Here is a 20,312-nt window from a genome sequence, read left to right as displayed (position 1 = left end):
GCACATTGGGCATGGGATTGGCTGCGACCAAGGCAAGGACGGCAGCGGCTCGGCGCGAGGTATCGAAATCGCGCGGCGGCCGGCCGACGAAGTCAGCTGCGATCGAGCGCGATCAGCGGTTGATCGAGGTCGCCACCCGCCTGTTTCTCGATCGCGGTTTTGACGCGACCTCGCTTGACGCGGTGGCTGAAACGGCGCGCGTCAGCAAGCCTACGGTCTATTCCCGCTATGGCGACAAGCGCGGGCTGTTCACGGCCGTGCTGAGGCGCGAGATCGCGCGCTGGCTCGCGCCGCTATCGGCCGCGGCCGAGACGCAGCTCGGCAGTCCGTCCGACATTTCGGTCGAACAGCGGCTGATCGAGATCGGGCGCAAAATGCTCAGTTTCACCTGCGGGCCGGACGCCATGGCCTTCAGCCGGATGATGACGTCGCAGGCCATCAACTTTCCTGACATTGCCAGGCTCGGCAAGGAAGAAGGCTGGCTGAAAGCGGTCGCCACCACCGCGCGCTTCTTCGACCATCTGGTGGCGCAAGGCGCGCTCGACGTCGACGACACCACGATCGCGGCGGAAGTGTTCCTCGACGTCGTCGTCGGTCACACCCACCGCATGGCGACGTTCGGCACGCCGATGGAACTGAAGGCCGCCGAGAAGCGGATGCGCGCGGCGATCAAGCTGTTCCTGGCCGGCGCGATCGGACCAGCCGACCGCGTCCAAAGCATCCCAAAACCCGCTCCAAAGCGCCGCCCGTCCCGCTGACATTTCCGTGAAACCGGCGATTTGTCCCCGCGGACGATCGTCTCGTCGTTGACCAAAACAAAACGATACCGTATGGTTTTGTTTGTAAAGCGGTGCGGACCACTTTTTTCACCAGCCCCAAAAGAGGACCGGACCGCTTAGATCGCCGCGACGGGTGCAGCCCGTCCCGACGCTCCGCGGCCGGCCGGTGCCCAAGGCCGGCCGCGATTTCTTTACGAACGTCCGGCAGACTGACCGGTCGAGGGTTTGGACCATGAGATCGACAAAACGACGGGTGGCAGGCTTGCTGGCGATCGCCCTGTCGGGGCTGCTCGCCGCCGCGCCGGCCCGCGCCATCGTCTCGGCGAGCTCGACGCCCGCCACCCTCCACAACGAGACAGATGGGGATGCCACGGCGGACCGCCAGGCCATCAGCCGCGAGATCGAGCGCTTCCGCAGCTCCTCGATCTCGATCAGCCAGGCCATTGCGATTGCGGAGGCCCGTCATGCTGGCGCGACAACCGCGGATGTCAGCTTCGACGGCGGCTCGGGCGTACCGGTGTACCGGGTCAAGACCCTGCACAACGATCGGATCTGGCGCAACACCATCAACGCGGCGACCGGCGAGGTGATGAGCGGCGAAGCCGCCCTGCCCCTGGCCGAGCTCGACCTGGAGGATCGCAGCAATCTCGCTGCGCTCGGCACCATAAAGCACCGCCTCGCCGATGCCGTGCGCGTCGCGGAGAAAGCTGCATCCGGCAAGGCCATCAGCGGCGGGCTGGTGCGCGATCGCGGCCGGCTCAATTTCGCGATCGTCGTCATCAGCGGCGACGATCTCAAGGAGGTCATCCTTGAGCCGCCAGGCGCGCGGAGCAGGTAGCGACAGGCCACAATCCGGCCGAAAAGCCATTGACGCGCGCAGGACTCTCCCGCATAAGTCGCCGCCATGTTCACGACCACCAAACGCACGACCAAAACCACCACGGCCTTCGGGGCCCGGGGAGGCGTGCGCGCGTAGTCGTCGACTAGAACGCATCAAGCTCTGCCGAAGCCCCGCCCTCGATGGTCCGGGGCTTTTTTGTTGCCTAAATCCCAGCTCAACCGAAATGCAATGGAGGACAAAGTGAGTAACGATCCCGTCGTCGCGATTGTCGGCGTCACCGGTGCGGTGGGCGCCGAATTCATCGCCACCATGGACAAGCGCGGCTTTCGCGTCAGCAAGCTCAAGGCGCTCGCGAGCGCCCGCTCGGCCGGCAAGACGGTGTCGTTCCGCGGCCAGAACATTGTCATCGAGGAGTTGACCGAGCGCTCATTCGACGGCGTCGACATCGCGCTGTTCTCCGCCGGCAGCGGCATCTCCAAGAAGTTCGCGCCTGTTGCGGTCAAGGCCGGGGCCGTCGTCGTCGACAACTCCTCCGCCTTCCGGATGGACCCGAACGTGCCGCTGGTGATCCCAGAGGTGAACGGCAATCGCATCCGCGATCACAAGGGCATCATCGCCAATCCGAACTGCGCCGCGATCACCGCGCTGGTGCCGCTGTGGCCGATCCATCGGAAGAACCGGATCAAGCGCGTCATCATCTCGACCTACCAGGCCGCCTCGGGCGCCGGCGCTGCTGCGATGGACGAACTGGTGGAGTCCACCCGCGCCAATCTCAACGGGCAGGTCTATACGCCCAAGGTGATGCCGCACCCCTACGCCTTCAATCTCTTCAGCCACAACACGGCACTCGACCCCGAGACCGGCTACAACGACGAAGAGACCAAGGTCATCAAGGAAACCCGCAAGATCTTCGAGGACGAGAAGATCGCGATCGGCGTCACCTGCGTGCGCGTGCCGGTGCTGCGTGCGCATTGCGAGGCCATCACCTTCGAATGCGAGAAGCCGATCACCGAGGATCAGGTCCGCGCCATCATGGCGCAGGCACCGGGCGTGAAGATGGTCGACGATCGCGTCAAGAACCACTTCCCGATGCCGATCGACGCCTCGGGCCAGGACGACGTTCTTGTCGGCCGCATCCGCAAGGACCTGAGCGATCCCTCAGGGCACTCGATCTCGATGTTTGTGGCGGCCGATCAGTTGCTCAAGGGCGCGGCTCTCAACGCGGTGCAGATCGCGGAGCTGTTGCCGCAGCGGGTGATGGCCTAACGGAAGCTACCGTAGAAGCAGGTATCGTCGGGTGGGCAAAGGCGCGAAGCGCCGTGCCCACCCGTCTTCTCCGCATTCAAGAAAGACGTGGGCACGCTTCGCTTTGCCCACCCTACGCGCCGGAGCTAACCGCCTGCCCGAAACAACAAACACGCATCGCCATACGAGTAGAACCTGTACTCATTCGCGATCGCGTGAGCATAGGCCTGCTTCATCGTGTCCAGGCCCGCAAAGGCGGACACCAGCATGAACAATGTCGACTTGGGCAAATGGAAGTTCGTCATCAGGACATCGACCACGCGAAAGCGATAGCCCGGCGTGATGAAGATCGAAGTCTCGGCCGCGAACGGCTGAATGATCCCGTCCTCGTTCGCCGCGCTTTCCAGCAGCCGCAACGACGTGGTGCCGACGGCGACGATGCGCCTGCCGTTCTTCCGCGCGGCGTTGAGCTGCTCGGCCGTCTCGGCCGAGATCGTACCCCACTCGGCATGCATCTTGTGACCGTCGGTATCCTCGACCTTGACCGGCAGGAACGTCCCTGCCCCGACATGCAGTGTCACCCTGACGATGCCGACGCCGCGCGCTTGCAGCGCCTGCTCAAGCGCGGGCGTGAAATGCAGACCCGCGGTGGGCGCCGCGACAGCGCCTTCGTTCGCTGCGAACATGGTCTGGTAGTCGGCGAGGTCCTGATCATCGGGCGTGCGCTTGGAGGCGATGTAGGGCGGCAGCGGCGGGCTGCCGAGGTCGGCGATCGCCTGGTCCAGCGCCGGGCCGTGGAACGAGAATGACAGCGTCACCTCGCCTTCACCGCCCTTGGCCTCGACCTCGGCATCGAGATGGCCGAGCAGGCAAACCTTGCCTTCATTGCCGAAACGGATGCGGTCGCCGGCCACGAGCTTCTTTGCCGGTTTCACCAGCGCCTGCCAGCGCGAGCCGTCGAGGCGCTTGATCAGCGTCGCCTCGATCTTCGGCTCGGTCTCGCGGCCAATGCGACGGCCTTTCAATTGCGCCGCGATGACCTTCGTATCGTTGACGACGAGCTGGTCGCCTGGCCGCAGCCATTGCGGCAGGTCGGCGACGGTCTGGTCGCGCAGCGCGCCGCCTTCTACGACCAGCATCTTCGCTGAGTCGCGCGGGCTTGCCGGGCGCAACGCGATGCGCTGGGGCGGCAGGTCGAAATCGAAGAGATCAGTGCGCATTTGCAGCTTGCCACCAGGAGCGCGCCTTCGCGCGCCCCTGGAAATGAGGAGATTACTCCTTGTCTGCGGCCATCCGCGCCTTGACGATCTTGTCGGGGTTCTGCACCGGCTCGCCGCGCTTGATCTTGTCGACGTTCTCCATGCCCTCGGTGACCTTGCCCCAGACCGTGTACTGGTTGTCGAGGAAGCGGGCGTCGTCGAAGCAGATGAAGAACTGACTGTCGCCGGAATCCGGATTGGCGGCGCGCGCCATCGAGGCGGTGCCGCGCACGTGCGGCTCCTTGTTGAACTCGGCCTTCAACTTCTTGCCGGAACCGCCGGTGCCAGTGCCGTGCGGGCAGCCGGTCTGCGCCATGAAGCCGTCGATCACGCGATGGAATACGATGCCGTCGTAGAAGCCCTCGCGGACCAGCTCCTTGATGCGCGCAACATGGCCGGGGGCGAGGTCAGGCCGCATCTCGATGGTCACGGGGCCCTGCGTGGTTTCGAGGATCAATGTGTTTTCGGTGACGCTCATGCTCGTCTCTCTTGCGTTGGGGGTGAAGTCTTGTCAGGTGAAGTCTTGCGGTTACGGAACTGGATCGCGAATGGACGTCCCGCGGCGGCGCCGGCCATTGCATCGGTAAATGGCATCGGCGTGCAGCGTTGCAACGCCTCCATCACTGCGATCCGGTATTGCAGCCGGTCATTGTCGGAGGCCTCCGCGGATTCGTAGGTAATCCTCGGATGGCCCAGAATGTTTCCGGACCGGTTAAAGCTCACGACGACGGTGATGTCGAGTGGGCGGGCCTTACTGGGTGCCGGCGGCTTCCAGCAGGTCCTTAAGTGCTGGAAGACGTCCTGGATGGTGTTGACCCGTGCGTCCTCTGCGGCAGCACTGGTGGTGCCGAGCAGCAGCACCGCTGCAGCGAACAGGAGCCTGTCGCCGCGGCGTGCCATCGTGCCGGCTACTTGATGTCGGAGGCGACCTGCACCTTCACCATCTTGTCGGGATCGGTGACGGTGCCGCTGGGCGAGCCGGCTGGCGCCTTCTTCAACTTGTCGACCACGTCCATGCCCTGCACGACCTCGCCGACGACAGTGTACTGGCCGTCGAGGCTGCCGCCGTCGGCGAACATGATGAAGAACTGCGAATTGGCGGTATCGACGCTGTCACCGCGGCGGGCCATGCCGACGATGCCACGCGCGAAGTGAACCTTGGAGAATTCCTGCTTCAGGTTCGGATATTTCGAGCCGCCGGTGCCATTGCCGTTCTGGCCATCGCCGGTCTGGGCCATGAAGCCGTCCATCACGCGGTGGAACGGCACGTTGTTGTAGAAGCCTTCGCGCGCGAGCTGTTTGAGGCGCTCGGCGTGTTGTGGGGCCAGGTCGGTCCTGAGCTTGATGACGATGCGGCCCTTGGTGGTGTCGATGACGAGCGCATTGGCCTTGTCGAGATTGGCCGGCAGCTGCTGCGCCGTGGCCGGGACCGCGAGCACGAGCGCGGCAAACATCGTGGCAAGAATTGCGAAACGACGGTTCATGAAAACTCCGGATCAGATGAGATGAAGACGCGCGCCGTTTTCAGGCGAATTTGGCCTTGAGCAAGGATGCAACGAGCGGCGGCACGAAGGTCGAGACATCGCCGCCCATGCCTGCGATCTGACGCACCAGTGTGGCGGTGATCGGGCGGACCATCGGGGACGCCGGCAGAAAGATCGTGTGCACCTCCGGCGCCATCGCCTCGTTCATGCCGGCGAGCTGCATTTCGTAATCGAGATCGGTGCCGTCACGAAGGCCGCGAATCATGATGGTGGCGCCGTGCTTGCGGGCGGCCGTCACCGAGAGGTCGTCAAAGGTGGTGGCCTCCAGCGCACATCCGGCTTGGGCCGCAATCGGCCCGCAGACGTCGTGGAGCATCTTCAACCGCTCCTCGGTCGAAAACAGCGGCTTCTTGCCGGGATGGACCCCGATAGCGACAACCAGGCGGTCGCAGAGCGGAACGGCGTGCCGGACCACGTCCAGATGGCCGTTGGTGATGGGATCGAAGGAACCCGGGTAAAAGGCGATGCGCGGCATGGCCTCCCTCCTACCCCGCCCGGCCCGGCCCGGCAAGCCGGCCGGGTTCCGTGGCAGTTTCCTGCGGTTTTCCACCCCCTTGGTATGACGGTTTGTTTCGTCCCCGGGCGGTCCACGAAACAAAACGGGATGAGAACGAAACCATTTCCGGCGTCGGCGAAGACATCCGGAAACTCGCCATGGTTATCAATCCAACCAACGAATGACGGGCCGCATACTGGGCGTAGCGGCCGCATCACAGGGGACCGTCGATGATCAAGGCTCTTTCAGCGATCGCTATCGCCGCGTGCGTTGCTGCAGCCCTCACCCTCCTGCCCGGTTTTGCTCCTACCGTCGAAGCAAGCGTGCCGCAGCCGCTTGCCAAGGGCGACCGGCTCGACATCAAGTCCATCGGCAGGGACTGCTCGCAGCGGGCCTGGCCGAATTTCGAGGCCTCCTGCCTGCGCCGCGCCGGCACCAAGGGCGATGTCCGCGTGGCTCGCCTGGTGACCGCCGACCGCACCCCGTAGGCGGCCTGTCAGCTTCGCGTCATGTAAAGCCGACTATAAACCCCATGGATATTTGCGACGGCTCGTCGCAGAGTGTGTCATTGCTCGCGCCCGTCGGAATGGACCGACGGGCGCGATCCCATTGAGGGGTTGCCTTTGTCCAGTACGCCCGCAGTCGCTTCCGGCCATCATCATCCCGATCCACTGCCGCTTGCCATGACGATGGGCGCCCTCGGGGTGGTCTACGGCGATATCGGCACCAGCCCGCTCTATGCCTTGAAGGAAGCCGCCAAGGCGGCCGCTCATGGCGGCACAGTAACGCCTGAGGCTGTCCTCGGTGTTGCTTCGCTGATCCTCTGGGCCTTGCTGCTGATCATCTCACTGAAATACGCGCTGCTGATCCTGCGCGCTGACAACCGCGGCGAAGGCGGCATCGTCGCGCTGCTGGCGCTCTTGCACGCTCGCCACGCCCAGCCGGGCACCTGGCGCGCGCATCTGCTTGTGGTCGGCCTCATCGGCGCCGCTCTCCTCTACGGCGACGGCGCGATCACGCCGGCGATATCGGTGCTATCGGCCATCGAGGGCCTCAAGGTCGACGCGCCATCGCTCTCGCCTGTGGTCGTGCCGATCACCATCGCCATCCTGGTCGGCCTGTTCATGATGCAGAAGCAGGGCACCGGCTTCATCGGCCGCATCTTCGGACCTGTGATGCTGGCCTGGTTCGTCGTGCTGGCTGCGCTCGGCATCCACGGCATCATCAAGGCCCCGGCGGTGCTCGCCGCGCTCAGCCCGCTCTATGCCTTCGACTTCCTGGTCCACCAGGATTTCCATGTCTCCTTTGCGATCCTCGGCGCCGCCTTCCTCGCGGTGACCGGTGGCGAGGCGATGTATGCCGACATGGGCCATTTCGGCCGCCTGCCGATCCGGCTCGCCTGGTTTGCGATCTGCCTGCCTGCACTGGTGCTGAATTATTTCGGCCAAGCCGCGTTGCTGATCACCGATCCCACGATGATCGAGAACCCGTTCTTCCAGCTCTGCCCCGACGCCCTGCACTATCTGCTGGTCGCGTTCTCGGCCGTGGCAACCGTGATCGCCTCACAGGCGATCATCTCCGGTGTGTTCTCGCTGACCCAGCAATCGATCCAGCTCGGCTTCCTGCAGCGCATGCAGATCCGTCATACCACCAGCGATGCGATCGGCCAGATCTACGTGCCCCTGGTGAACTGGTTGCTTGCCGCCGCAACGCTAGGGGCGGTCCTGAGCTTCGGCTCCTCGGACGCTCTCGCCGGCGCCTATGGCATCGCGGTGTCGCTGCTGATGGCGATCACCACGCTATTGGCCGCGCTGGTCGCGATCCAGTGGGGCTTTTCGCCCTGGCTGGTGGTGGCCGTGAACGGCTTCTTCTTCGTGATCGATCTGATCTTCTTCGCGGCGAACTCAATCAAGCTGTTCGAGGGCGGCTGGTTTCCGCTGCTGCTCGCCGGCCTCGTCGCCTTCCTGATGCTGACCTGGCGCGCCGGCGTGAAGCTGGTCGAGGCCGCGCGCGCAAAGCTGCGCCAGCCTGAGGAGGATCTGATCGAGACGGCCGTCAACAAGTGCCGCGCCAGACTGCCCGGGACCGCCGCGTTCCTGGCTTCCGCGCCACGCGGCGTGCCGCTCGCACTCACCCAGTTCGTCAAGCACAACCACGTGCTGCACGAGCGCGTGCTGCTGGTGACGGTGCTGATCGAGGAGGCCCCGCACATCGCGGACGAGGAGCGCGCCGAGGTGATCGAGATCATCCCCGGCATCACCCGCATCATCCTGCACTACGGTTTCATGCAGAACCCCACGATCTACGAGGGATTGGGGCTCGTCTGCCGCCAGGGCAAGCTGCCCGGCGTCGAGCTCTCCGACGTCACCTATTATGTCGGCCGCGAGACCATCATCCCACGCGAGGACATCCCGGGCATGTGGGTCTGGCGCGAAGGCCTGTTCGCCTTCCTGCAGCGCAACGCCGAACGCTCCGCCGCGTTCTTCGGCGTGCCGACCAAGCAGGTCGTGGAGTTCGGCACGGAGCTGGAGATTTAGCGCAAGTGCGTAGCCCGGATGGAGCGCAAGCGTAATCCGGTTTTTTTCCAAGCATCAGGGGTCCCGGATTTCGCTTCGCTCCATCCGGGCTACGGGGCAAGGAGTTAGTCCCCGTTTGTCTCCGCAGTCGCCCCATTCCCGCTCTCCGCCTCTTCCGTGATGTGCTCGACCGAGACGACGTGCTCGTCCTCGGCGGTGTCGAACACGATCACGCCCTGGGTCGAGCGGCCGGCAATGCGGATGCCCTCGACCGGGCAGCGGATCAGCTGGCCCTTGTCGGTGACCAGCATGATTTGATCGGCGTCCTCGACCGGGAAGGACGCAACCAGATTGCCGTTGCGGTTGTTGACGCTCATGGCGACGATGCCTTTGCCGCCGCGGCCCGTGGTGCGGTACTCGTAGGACGAGGTCCGCTTGCCATAGCCGTTGACGGAGACGGTCAGCACCACCTGCTCGGCCGCCGACATCTCCACATAGCGCTCCTGCGGGAGTTGGAAGCTGCCTGAGGTCTCCTCGGCCTCGGCATCTCCCTGCGCCTCTTCCGCCGCGGCTTCGCCGGCGACCGCGCGACGCATCTTCAGGTAAGCCGAACGCTCATCGGACGTGGTCTCGACATGGCGGAGGATCGCCAGCGAGATCACCTTGTCGCCCTCGCCGAGCGCGATGCCGCGCACGCCCATCGAGGTGCGCCCGGTGAACACGCGGACATCAGGAACCGGGAAGCGGATGCACTGCCCGCCGGCAGCGGTGAGCAGCACGTCGTCGCGCTCGGTACAGATCTGCACGTCGACGATCGCCTCACCCTCGTCGAGCTTCATGGCGATGATGCCGGAACGGCGGACGTCGACGAAGTCGGACAGCTTGTTACGGCGGACGTTACCGCCTGTAGTGGCGAACATCACGTCAAGCTGGGCCCAGGTCGATTCATCTTCGGGCAGCGGCATGATGGTGGTGATGCGCTCGCCCTGCTCCAGCGGAAGGATGTTGATCATCGCCTTGCCGCGCGCGTTCGGCGCGGCCATCGGCAGCCGCCAGACCTTTTCCTTGTAGACCTGGCCGCGCGAGGAGAAGAAAAGCACCGGCGTGTGCGTGGAGGCCACGAACAGGCGGCTGACGAAGTCCTCGTCGCGCGTCTGCATGCCGGAGCGTCCCTTGCCGCCGCGGCGTTGGGCGCGATAGGCCGACAGAGGCACGCGCTTGACATAACCGGCGTGCGAGACGGTGACGACCATGTCCTCGCGCTGGATCAGGTCCTCGTCCTCGACCTCGCCTTCCTGCTCCATGATCACGGTCTTGCGCGGCGTGGCGAACTCGGCCTTCACCTCGGCAAGCTCGGTCTTGATGATGTCGAGGATGCGGGCGCGCGAGCGCAGGATCGCCAGATAATCCTCGATCTCGCCGGCAAGCTTGGCCAGCTCCTCGCCGATCTCGTCGCGGCCGAGCGCGGTGAGGCGTGCCAGGCGCAGCTCGAGGATCGCCCTCGCCTGCTCGAGCGACAGACGGATGGTGCCGTCCTCGTTGATGCGATGGCGGGGATCGTCGATCAGCGTGATGATGTCCTCGACGTCGCGCGCCGGCCAGTCGCGCGTCATCAGGGTCTCGCGCGCGGCGGCCGGCGTCGGCGAGTGCCTGATGACCTTGATGATCTCGTCGATGTTGGCGACGGCAATCGCAAGGCCGACCTGCTCATGCGCGCGCTCGCGCGCCTTGCGCAGCTTGTACTTGGTGCGGCGGGTGACGACCTGCTCGCGGAAGCCGACGAAAATCGTCAGCATGTCCTTCAGGTTCATCGTCTGCGGACGACCCGAGTCGAGCGCGACGGCGTTGACGCCGAACGAGGTCTGCAGCGGCGTGAACTTGTAGAGCTGGTTGAGCACCACGTCGGGCACGGCATCGCGCTTGAGCTCGACGACGACGCGGTAGCCGTCACGATCGGATTCGTCGCGAAGGTCAGAGATGCCCTCGATCTTCTTTTCCTTGTAGAGCTCGGCGATGCGCTCGACCATCGTCGCCTTGTTCACCTGATACGGGATCTCGGTGATGACGATCGCCTCGCGCTCCTTGCGGATGGTCTCGAACGTCACCTTGCCGCGCATCACGATGGAGCCGCGGCCGAGATGATAGGCGCTGCGGATGCCCTGGCGGCCGAGGATGATGCCGCCGGTCGGGAAATCCGGGCCCGGGATGATGCCGTTGAGCTCGTCGATGGTCAACGAGGGATTGTCGATCAGCGCGACGCAGGCGTCGATCACCTCGCCGAGATTGTGCGGCGGGATGTTGGTAGCCATGCCGACCGCGATGCCGCCGGCACCGTTGACCAGCAGGTTTGGGAACCGCGCGGGCAGAACCACCGGCTCGCGCTCGGAGCCGTCGTAGTTGTCCTGGAAATCGACCGTGTCGTCGTCGATGTCCTCGAGCAGCTTCAGCGCGATCTTGGTCAGGCGGGACTCGGTATAGCGCATCGCCGCGGGTGGATCGCCGTCGACCGAGCCGAAATTGCCCTGACCGTCGATCAGGGGCGCGCGCATCGAGAAGTCCTGCGCCATGCGCACCAAGGCGTCGTAGATCGCCTGGTCGCCATGGGGATGGTACTTACCCATGACCTCACCGACGGCACCGGCGGACTTCTTGTGCTTCTTGTCCGGCGTGTCGCCGCGATTGTTCATCGCGTACAGGATGCGCCGATGGACCGGCTTCAACCCGTCGCGCGCATCGGGCAGCGCACGCGACACGATCACGCTCATGGCGTAATCGAGATAGGACTTTTTCATCTCCTCGTAGATCGAGACGGGGCGAATGTCCGAGGGTTGCGCCGGCTGGTCGCCGGGCTTGTTGTCATCGTCAGCCAAGGGGGAATCCGGTGAAATTTTATTTGGGAATCATATAGCGCATCGAGGTCCTGATAACCACCCTTGGACGTGTCCGGGAAGCGCTTTTTCCGACTGTTTTTCCAACAACTTAAGGTGCCGAGAGCAGCGCCTTCGGCCCTGCCGGAACGACCATCCAAAATCGGCCCGCATCCCCGATGATCGGGCACGCGGATGCCGTCCGTCGGCCACGTTCCGACAGCTCGCAAAGGCGAGTTCACCTCAAACGTGAAGTGGGCCGGGAATTTCCGAGCCCAGCCTGCCAATTAGCAAGATTTGCTGATCCGAGATGGAAGCCGCCGCTCTGGCGGCCGGCCCGCTCTCCGCAGTGGAACAGTCCTCAGAACGGGATGTCGTCGTCCATGTCGTTGTTGCGGCCTCCGCCGCCGGCGGCAACGGCACGGCGCGGCGCGCTGCTGACGGGACCGGACGAGCCGAAATCGCCGCCCGGCTCATCACCGAAGCTACCGCCTCCTCCGCCACCGCCGCGGCCGTCGAGCATCGTCAGGGTCGAGTTGAAGCCTTGGAGCACAACCTCGGTGGAGTACTTTTCCACGCCGCTCTGGTCGGTCCATTTGCGGGTCTGCAGCGCGCCCTCGATGTAAACCTTCGCGCCCTTCTTAAGATACTGCTCGGCGACCTTGCAGAGCCCTTCGTTGAAGATCACGACGCGGTGCCATTCGGTCTTCTCCTTGCGCTCGCCGCTGTTCTTGTCGCGCCAGGTTTCGGAGGTGGCGATGCTCAGATTCGCAATCGGCCGCCCGTCCTGGGTCCGGCGGATTTCCGGATCCTTGCCGAGATTTCCAACCAGAATGACCTTGTTGACGCTTCCCGCCATCGCCGCTCTCCACTCCGAATGCCACTGAATTTCGAAAGGCGCGCCCGCGCTGCCGCCTGTTGGGCCGACCCTATACGCTTACGGGCGCCGATCGGCCCGCCACGCCCTCGGTTATCCCCACATATAGCATTGACCCAAGGTCTGTTCCAGATTTGTTCTAGTCAAAGAATACGAGGCGCAAAAGCGCGGATGAGGAGCCTGGCGCCGCTATGCACGCCGGCATGAATTGGAACTCGGCCAGGCGGGAAAGCACTTAACATTCATCAACTTACGCCCGATTCGATTGCCCGATGAGTGTTGCATTCCAGAGACGGACTCAGCCTGTCCGTTGGACTACGGTGGCTTCGGAATTGGTTCATATGGGCGTCGCGCCTGAATTGACCGCTTCGGGGACTGCTGAAGCGGACGTCACTGGGGAGACTGCAATGAAGAAAATTCTATTCGGTACTATTGGTATTGTTGCGTTGGGCGTGTCTGCACCCGCCAGTGCAGCGGATCTGGCGGCCCGTCCCTACACCAAGGCGCCGCCGATGGTCGCGACCATCTACGACTGGAGCGGCTTCTACATCGGCATTAACGGTGGCGGCGGATCGGCCCACAAATGCTGGGACTTCGTGACGCCCGTCACGGGCACTCTCGTTGGCGAGGGCTGCCACAACGCCACCGGCGGCACGATCGGTGGTCAGATTGGCTACCGCTGGCAATCCGCCAACTGGGTGTTCGGCCTCGAGGGTCAGGGCAACTGGGCTGATTTCAGCGGTGACAACATCAGCCTTGCCTTCCCGGGCACGGCACTCGTCACCGGCGATCGCAATCGTTCGCGCATCGACTCTTTTGGCCTGATCACCGGTCAGGTCGGTTACGCCTGGAACAGCGTGCTGCTTTACGTCAAGGGTGGCGCCGCTGTCGTCGGCGACAAGTACGACGTGTTCGCAGCTCCCGGCACGCCCGGCGCTGGTACCCTGCTGGCGTCAGCCCGCGAGACTCGTTGGGGCGGCGCCGTCGGTGCAGGTCTCGAATTCGGCTTTGCGCCGAACTGGTCGGTTGGTGTCGAGTATGACCACATGTTCCTTGGTCATCGCACGATCGGCTTGACCACGCCGGCCGGAGCCGCCTTCGGCAGCGACCGCATTGGCCAGGATGTCGATATGGGCCTCGTCCGCCTCAACTATCGCTGGGGCGGCCCGGTCATCGCGAAATACTGATATCCCGCTGATATCATTGGAAGATCAAAGGCCGGCCCTGTGCCGGCCTTTTTGCTGCGGGTTCCAGGATGAAACTAAAGGTCAGCAAACGTTACGTTTTGCGTCCGTTGTGGCTTTTGGGAGACACAACTTGCGGCTTTGGTGGTGTAAGCACGACGTCAGTTGGACCACAGCGTCCGATACTGCTTCCGACGCACGGAAGTCCAAAATAGAAACTGGGACTGGGATTTGTTCAATATGAAGAAGATTCTCTTGGCTTCGGCCGCTCTGATCGCTCTGACCGGCGCCGCTTCGGCTGCCGACCTGGCGGCTCGCCCCTACACGAAGGCCCCGGTGGCCATGGCTTCGGTCTACAACTGGACCGGCTTCTACCTCGGTCTCGTCGGTGGCGGCGCCTGGGAAGATTCGGGCTCGCCCCGCATGCAGGGCGGCTTCGTCGGCGGCACCGCTGGCTACAACTGGCAGACCGGCAACGTCGTGTTCGGCGTCGAGGCCGATGGCGCCTGGGCTGACGTCAGCGCGACGGCGACCGGCGCCACCGTCGTCCCCGGCTTCGGTGTCGTGACTGCGACCGCCACCTCGAAGACCGACGCGATGGGCACCGTGCGCGGCCGTATCGGCTACGCCGTCAACAACGTGCTGTTCTATGGCACCGGTGGCTACGCCTGGATCGACAACAAGATCACCCTCTCGGCCCTCGGCGTGAGCGCCTCCGACAGCAAGTTCCACTCGGGCTGGACCGTCGGCGCCGGCGTCGAAGCCTTCATCGCTCCGCAGTGGTCGATCAAGGGCGAGTACCTCTATCGCAGCCTCGGCGGCGAGACCTACTTCGGCGCTCTGCCCACCGGCACCCTCAACCTGCACACCGTGCAGGTCGGCGTGAACTATCACTTCAACGGCCCGGTCGTCGCCAAGTACTGAGTTCGGTACTGATCGTCGCGACCGACGTTACATCGTCACGAAAGGCCGGCCTCGCGCCGGCCTTTTTCCTTGGGCGACGCTCGCGCAGTTCCGCGCCCCTGCTGCCAAGTGCCGCCAGCACAACAACAATCCGTTGACGATTCGCAAGTCCCACTGGAAATCCGCCTCCGTTCTTCCTACGTTCGCCACAACCCCATCGGCGCCGATCCCGGTTCCGGGCGAAGCGCGCCTCCCCATTGGCGCGATCGCGTAGCCTTGGGATTCCTCGAGGGCAACGCGGATGGATGAAGTGATCAAGGCGAAGCGCCAACAACAGAATGCGGGCTCCAGCCTGCGCGCAATTACGATCCGCGGCGCCCGCGAGCACAACCTCAAGAACATCGACGTCGAGATTCCCCGCGACAAGCTCGTGGTCTTCACCGGGCTCTCAGGCTCCGGCAAATCCTCGCTCGCTTTCGACACCATCTACGCCGAGGGCCAGCGGCGCTATGTCGAATCGCTGTCGGCCTATGCCCGCCAGTTCCTGGAGATGATGCAGAAGCCCGACGTCGACCAGATCGACGGCCTGTCGCCGGCGATCTCGATCGAGCAGAAGACGACGTCGAAGAATCCGCGCTCGACCGTCGGTACCGTCACCGAGATCTACGACTACATGCGCCTGTTGTGGGCACGCGTCGGCGTGCCCTATTCGCCGGCCACCGGGCTGCCGATCGAGAGCCAGACCGTCTCGCAGATGGTCGACCGCGTGCTGGCACTGCCCGAGGGCACCCGCCTCTATCTGCTGGCGCCTGTCGTGCGCGGCCGCAAGGGGGAGTATCGCAAGGAGCTCGCCGAATGGCTCAAGAAGGGCTTTCAGCGCGTCAAGATCGACGGCACCTTCTACGAGCTCGCGGAAGCCCCGACGCTGGACAAGAAGTTTCCGCATGACATCGACGTCGTGGTCGACCGCATCGTGGTGCGCGCCGACATCGGCCAGCGCCTTGCCGAGAGCTTTGAGACCGCGCTGAAGCTCGCCGAAGGCCTCGCCGTCGTCGAGTTCGCCGACGCGTCCGCGGCGGCAGCGCCAGCCGAAGAGAAAAAGAAGACCGCAAAGATCCACGACAAGAGCGGCCCCGAGCGCATCCTGTTCTCGGAAAAATTCGCCTGCCCGGTCTCCGGCTTCACCATCCCCGAGATCGAGCCGCGTCTGTTCTCGTTCAACAACCCCTATGGCGCCTGCCCCGCCTGCGGCGGCCTCGGCGTCGAGCAGCACGTCGACGAAGACCTCGTCATCCCCGACAAGGAGCTCGCCATCGGCAAGGGCGCGATCGCGCCCTGGGCCAAGTCGTCGTCGCCCTACTACACGCAGACGCTGACGGCGCTCGGCAAGCACTACAAGTTCACGCTGACCACGAAGTGGAAGGATCTGCCGAAGAAGACGCAAAACGCGATCCTGTTTGGCTCCGGCGAGGACGAGATCAAATTCTCCTACGAGGACGGCGTTCGCTCCTACGACACCAAGAAGCCGTTCGAAGGCGTCATCACCAACATCAACCGCCGCTATCGCGAGACCGAGAGCGAGTGGGCGCGCGAGGAGCTGGCGAAGTATTTCCACGACGTGCCCTGCGGCGGCTGCAACGGTTTCCGGCTCAAGCCGGAGGCGCTCTGCGTCAAGGTCGGGGCTAAGCACATCGGCGAAATCTCCGAGCTGTCGGTGAAGGCCGCCGGGGCCTGGTTCGAGACCGTGCCTGATACACTGAACACACAGCAGAACGAGATCGCGGGGCGCATTCTCAAGGAGATCCGCGAGCGCCTCACGTTCCTGCTCGATGTCGGCCTCAACTATCTCACCCTCTCCCGCTCCTCCGGCACGCTGTCCGGCGGCGAGAGCCAGCGCATCCGCCTGGCGTCGCAGATCGGCTCTGGCCTTACCGGCGTGCTCTACGTGCTGGACGAGCCCTCCATCGGCCTGCATCAGCGGGACAACGCGCGCCTGCTCGACACCCTCAAGCGACTGCGCGACCTCGGCAACACCGTGGTCGTGGTCGAGCATGACGAAGACGCGATCCGGCTTGCCGACTACGTGCTCGACATCGGCCCCGGCGCCGGCATGCATGGCGGCAACATCGTGGCCGAAGGCACGCCCGCCGAGATCATGCGCAACCCGAAATCGCTGACCGGCAAATACCTCACCGGCGAGCTCGAGGTCGAGGTGCCGGAGCGGCGCCCGCCGAACCACCGCCGCACCATCAAGGTGGTGAACGCGCGCGGCAATAACCTCAAGAACGTGACGGCGGAAATTCCGCTCGGCCTGTTTACCGCCGTCACCGGCGTCTCGGGCGGCGGCAAGTCGACGCTGCTGATCGACACGCTCTACAAGGCCATCGCCCGCAAGCTGAACAATGCCAGCGAAGGCGCGGCGCCCCACGACCGCATCGAGGGCTTGGAGCATATCGACAAGATCATCGACATCGATCAGTCGCCGATCGGCCGTACCCCGCGCTCGAACCCGGCGACCTATACCGGCGCCTTCACGCCGATCCGCGAATGGTTCGCCGGCCTGCCCGAGTCCAAGGCGCGCGGCTACGAGCCCGGCCGCTTCTCCTTCAACGTCAAGGGCGGCCGCTGCGAGGCCTGCCAGGGCGACGGCGTCATCAAGATCGAGATGCACTTCCTGCCCGACGTCTACGTCACCTGCGATGTCTGCAAGGGCAAGCGCTACAACCGCGAGACGCTGGAGGTGCTGTTCAAGGGCAAGAGCATCGCCGACGTGCTCGATATGACCGTCGAGGAAGCGGCCGAGTTCTTCAAGGCGGTGCCGCGCGTGCGCGAGACTTTCCAAACCCTGCACCGCGTCGGCCTCGACTACATCCATGTCGGCCAGCAGGCGACGACGCTCTCAGGCGGCGAAGCCCAGCGCGTCAAGCTGGCAAAGGAACTGTCAAAACGCGCCACCGGCCGCACGCTCTACATCCTGGACGAGCCGACCACAGGCCTGCACTTCCACGACGTCAAGAAGCTCCTGGAAGTGCTGCACGAGCTGGTCGCGCAGGGCAACACGGTGGTCGTCATCGAGCACAATCTCGAAGTCATCAAGACCGCCGATTGGGTCATCGACCTCGGCCCCGAAGGCGGCGACGGCGGCGGCGAGATCGTCGCCTGGGGCCCGCCGGAGGACATCGTCAAAGCGCAGCGGAGCTACACGGGCAAATTCCTGGAGCCGGTGCTGAAGAAGGCGCGCAAGCCGAAGCGAAGGAGCACGAGCGAGGCGGCGGAGTAGAACGAGACCGTAGGGCGGATTAGCGAAGCGTAATCCGCCGCTGCTTTCTCGTAAGACCCAGGACCCGGGAACGAGCCGACATGTCCGCTGGACTTGTGCAAACCTATCGCGCTTTCGCCCACAACAATGCCTGGGCCAACCATCGCCTGCTCAACGCCTGCGCCGGTCTCAACCAGGCGGATTTCGAAGCCCCGCGAACGGGTTTCTTCCCGAGCATTCAACGCACGCTGAACCACATCTACGTCATCGATCTCTTCTACATCGATGCGCTCGAAGGCGGCTGGCTCGGACCGCGCGCCTGGGCAAACGAAGTACCATACCCCTCGGTTTCCGAACTGAAGCCTGCCCAAGCCACAATGGACAAGCGTTTGCTCGCAATCTGCGACGCGCTGACGCCTGAACTTCTCGATGGCACGATCCGGATCAATCGCGACACACGGGTCCAGACCGAGCGCTGCGACCGGCTCCTCATGCATCTCTTCCAGCATCAGATTCATCACCGCGGACAGGCGCACGCCATGCTGTCCGAGACAGCGGTCGTGCCGCCGCAGTTCGATGAGTTTTTTGCAGAAGGAGAAGCGCCGCTTCGGGCTGCCGAGTTTGCAGACCTTGGTTGGAGCGAGGAGACCGTGTGGAAGTCCTAGCTCCGGATACCTTGGCTCGATATTGCTAAGAAAGGGGCATGATGGCATGATGGCGCTGGGCCTGGCTAGGAGCGAGCGGCAGAACGCAAGTTACGCTCGACCCGGAAACTCGACGGCGGGCACAAGCCAAGGCCGCCGAGAAAAAGATTTCGTTCGCCGAATATGTGAGGCGACTCGTCGTAGATGACCTGGGCGAAGCGGAAAGGAAGCTAGATATCTCCACGATGTTCGATCTTGCCGACGAGGGGCAGGAAACAGACGTCGCAAATCAAAAAGACGAAATGATAGCGGAGGCGATCCTGGATGTGCACTCGTCTCGCAAGCGGCGCAAGACAACGAAACTTAAGCTCAGGTCGCGCCGCCGTTGAGCATCTTCGTCGACACGTCGGTCTGGTTTGCGGCAGTCGCAAAGCGCGATCGGAACAATGCCGTAGCCAAGGGAATCCTCCAGGCTTTTCCTGATCCTCTGATGACTGATCACGTTCTGGCCGAGGCGTGGCTTTTGCTTAGAAGTCGCTTTAACCGAAACGTGGCTGAGACGTTCTGGGATCGCGTTCGCGGTAGCGCGGTGCGCATCGAGCCAGTCATCAGTGCAGATCTCGAGACGGCGTGGGCGATAGGCACATCGTTTCCGGATCATGACTATTCGTTGGTAGATCGAACGAGCTTCGCGGTGATGGAGCGGCTTGGGATTACACGGGCGGCGAGCTTCGACGATGACTTCTCGATTTACAGGTACGGCCGCGCGCGCGACAGGGCCTTTGAAATCGTGCGATCGAGCCACAGCGCAGCCTACCAAACCTTTGCGCAAGCAATATTGCAACGCTTGCCTGTGTCTTTAAACTACAATGGCGTCCGTCGCGAAATATGTCCTTAGATTCTTGGCCACACCAACGGCCAAGAGCGAGTCCTGGTCTTTCAGTTCGGCGGCTCCAGCCGAAGCAGACTACCAGCCGGCGGTGAATGGCGTTGTCTAACGGTGGCACAGGTCAGCGACGTTAAAATCTACGAGGGCGAATGGCGCGGCGGAAGCTATCATCGCACCGTGCAACGCTGCGTGGACAAGGTTTACCTGGACGTCAATGAGGCGGTGCCCAATCAACCTGGCCGTCGGTTAGGCTACGACTAACTCGCAGCTACGTAGCGTTTCCCATCAGATTCTGCAAACCAGACCACAGTTGCCCTTCTCCCTCGCCATCTTCGACCTCGACGGCACCCTCGTCGACAGCTTTCCCTGGTTCCTGCGTACCATCAACGATGTCGCCGATCGCTTCAGCTTTCGTCGTGTCAGAGATGAGGATGTCGAGTCGCTGCGGCATGCCTCGACGCGGGAGATTCTCAGCCAGCTCGAAGTGCCGCTATGGAAACTGCCGGCGATCGTTCGATATGACCGGCGGTTGAAGGGTGAGGCAGCAGCTCAGATTTCGTTGTTTTCAGGCACTGATGCGATGCTGCGGACGCTGACCGAGAATGGCGTGCAGCTCGCGCTGGTGACGTCGGACAGCGAAGCCAATGCGCGACAAAAGCTCGGCACATCCGCCGCGCTATTCCAGTACTTCGACTGCTCGGCCTCGGTGTTCGGCAAGCCCGCGAAATTCTGCCGCGTGATCCGGCGCGCCGGCGTTGCGCCAGACAAGGTCATCGCGATCGGAGACGAGGTTCGCGACGTCGAAGCGGCGCGTGCCGTGGGGATTGCCTGCGGTGCGGTCAGCTGGGGCTACGCGGCACCGGCGGCGCTGCGGGCGCAATCACCGGATGTTGTCTTTGATCGAATTGGGGACATTGTCCCTGCCCTGTGCGCCAGCAATCGCTGACGCGACGCAACACAAAATCCCAGCGTCGCGGGTTGCCGCGCGAAGGGAAGACCGGCTGGCATC

At 63.7% G+C, this 20,312-nt stretch carries 19 protein-coding genes; 12 read left to right on the top strand and 7 right to left on the bottom strand.

Annotated elements, in window-relative coordinates; translation table 11 throughout:
• Positions 1–11 precede the first annotated feature (11 nt).
• From IF809_RS10320 to IF809_RS10310, 3 genes are all read left to right on the top strand, one after another.
• Positions 12–758 carry a TetR/AcrR family transcriptional regulator gene (locus IF809_RS10320; protein ID WP_462837574.1) on the top strand — a complete coding sequence of 249 codons (747 nt, stop codon included), beginning with the start codon at positions 12–14 and terminating at the stop codon, positions 756–758.
• 253 nt (positions 759–1,011) lie between these two features.
• Positions 1,012–1,617 carry a PepSY domain-containing protein gene (locus IF809_RS10315; protein WP_453978814.1) on the top strand — a complete coding sequence of 202 codons (606 nt, stop codon included), beginning with the start codon at positions 1,012–1,014 and terminating at the stop codon, positions 1,615–1,617.
• Between the two features lie 231 nt (positions 1,618–1,848).
• Positions 1,849–2,886: an aspartate-semialdehyde dehydrogenase gene (locus IF809_RS10310; RefSeq protein ID WP_462837509.1), complete on the top strand. Its 1,038-nt coding sequence runs from the start codon at positions 1,849–1,851 to the stop codon at positions 2,884–2,886.
• Between the two features lie 125 nt (positions 2,887–3,011).
• On the opposite strand, the gene queA is transcribed toward IF809_RS10310, so the two are convergent.
• Genes queA through coaD form a run of 5 tightly spaced genes read right to left on the bottom strand, consistent with a single transcriptional unit; the run spans position 3,012 to position 6,143 of the window.
• On the bottom strand, positions 3,012–4,085 hold the full coding sequence (queA, locus tag IF809_RS10305) for a tRNA preQ1(34) S-adenosylmethionine ribosyltransferase-isomerase QueA (protein ID WP_462837508.1): 1,074 nt from the start codon (positions 4,083–4,085) through the stop codon (positions 3,012–3,014).
• Positions 4,086–4,137: 52 nt separating this feature from the next.
• Positions 4,138–4,602, bottom strand: coding sequence for a peptidylprolyl isomerase (locus IF809_RS10300; protein ID WP_128966363.1), 465 nt, complete (start codon positions 4,600–4,602; stop codon positions 4,138–4,140).
• Complete coding sequence (locus IF809_RS10295; protein WP_462837507.1) at positions 4,599–5,024, bottom strand: hypothetical protein; 426 nt, start codon at positions 5,022–5,024, stop codon at positions 4,599–4,601. The genes IF809_RS10300 and IF809_RS10295 overlap by 4 nt, the downstream gene beginning before the upstream one ends.
• An 8-nt stretch (positions 5,025–5,032) precedes the next feature.
• The gene (locus IF809_RS10290) at positions 5,033–5,608 is read right to left on the bottom strand and encodes a peptidylprolyl isomerase (protein ID WP_462837506.1); all 576 of its coding nucleotides are present in this window, start codon (positions 5,606–5,608) and stop codon (positions 5,033–5,035) included.
• A gap of 40 nt (positions 5,609–5,648) precedes the next feature.
• Positions 5,649–6,143 carry a pantetheine-phosphate adenylyltransferase gene (gene coaD, locus IF809_RS10285; protein ID WP_128966366.1) on the bottom strand — a complete coding sequence of 165 codons (495 nt, stop codon included), beginning with the start codon at positions 6,141–6,143 and terminating at the stop codon, positions 5,649–5,651.
• 251 nt (positions 6,144–6,394) lie between these two features.
• Here coaD and IF809_RS10280 point away from each other — a divergent pair, with 251 nt between their 5' ends.
• Together IF809_RS10280 and IF809_RS10275 are read left to right on the top strand one after the other, a co-directional pair.
• On the top strand, positions 6,395–6,652 hold the full coding sequence (locus IF809_RS10280; RefSeq protein WP_453978809.1) for a hypothetical protein: 258 nt from the start codon (positions 6,395–6,397) through the stop codon (positions 6,650–6,652).
• 195 nt (positions 6,653–6,847) lie between these two features.
• Positions 6,848–8,701, top strand: coding sequence for a potassium transporter Kup (locus IF809_RS10275; protein ID WP_462837573.1), 1,854 nt, complete (start codon positions 6,848–6,850; stop codon positions 8,699–8,701).
• Positions 8,702–8,805: 104 nt separating this feature from the next.
• On the opposite strand, the gene gyrA is transcribed toward IF809_RS10275, so the two are convergent.
• A complete protein-coding gene (gyrA, locus tag IF809_RS10270; protein ID WP_462837505.1) occupies positions 8,806–11,550 on the bottom strand; it encodes a DNA gyrase subunit A in 2,745 nt (914 codons plus the stop codon).
• Positions 11,551–11,908: 358 nt separating this feature from the next.
• Entirely contained in the window at positions 11,909–12,406 is a 498-nt protein-coding gene (locus IF809_RS10265) for a single-stranded DNA-binding protein (RefSeq protein WP_128966369.1), read from the bottom strand.
• A 425-nt stretch (positions 12,407–12,831) separates the two neighbouring features.
• On the opposite strand from IF809_RS10265, the gene IF809_RS10260 reads away from it, so the two are divergent.
• The 7 genes from IF809_RS10260 (at position 12,832) to IF809_RS10230 (ending at position 20,249) form a co-directional block, all read left to right on the top strand.
• A complete protein-coding gene (locus IF809_RS10260; protein WP_462837504.1) occupies positions 12,832–13,611 on the top strand; it encodes an outer membrane protein in 780 nt (259 codons plus the stop codon).
• Positions 13,612–13,848: 237 nt separating this feature from the next.
• Positions 13,849–14,532, top strand: a complete 684-nt coding sequence (locus IF809_RS10255; RefSeq protein WP_128966371.1) for an outer membrane protein — start codon at positions 13,849–13,851, stop codon at positions 14,530–14,532.
• A gap of 280 nt (positions 14,533–14,812) precedes the next feature.
• Positions 14,813–17,791 (top strand): excinuclease ABC subunit UvrA, encoded by a 2,979-nt coding sequence (uvrA, locus tag IF809_RS10250; protein WP_462837503.1) that lies wholly within the window; start codon positions 14,813–14,815, stop codon positions 17,789–17,791.
• A gap of 80 nt (positions 17,792–17,871) precedes the next feature.
• On the top strand, positions 17,872–18,435 hold the full coding sequence (locus tag IF809_RS10245) for a DinB family protein (protein WP_462837502.1): 564 nt from the start codon (positions 17,872–17,874) through the stop codon (positions 18,433–18,435).
• Positions 18,436–18,659: 224 nt separating this feature from the next.
• Entirely contained in the window at positions 18,660–18,803 is a 144-nt protein-coding gene (locus tag IF809_RS10240) for a hypothetical protein (protein WP_462837501.1), read from the top strand.
• The gene (locus tag IF809_RS10235; protein WP_462837500.1) at positions 18,800–19,312 is read left to right on the top strand and encodes a type II toxin-antitoxin system VapC family toxin; all 513 of its coding nucleotides are present in this window, start codon (positions 18,800–18,802) and stop codon (positions 19,310–19,312) included. Before IF809_RS10240 ends, IF809_RS10235 begins: the two co-directional genes overlap by 4 nt.
• A gap of 301 nt (positions 19,313–19,613) precedes the next feature.
• Positions 19,614–20,249, top strand: a complete 636-nt coding sequence (locus tag IF809_RS10230) for an HAD-IA family hydrolase (RefSeq protein WP_462837499.1) — start codon at positions 19,614–19,616, stop codon at positions 20,247–20,249.
• Positions 20,250–20,312 lie beyond the last annotated feature (63 nt).

This window comes from Bradyrhizobium sp. UFLA06-24 (assembly GCF_054967145.1).
This window is presented reverse-complemented; position numbering and strand designations above follow the sequence as displayed.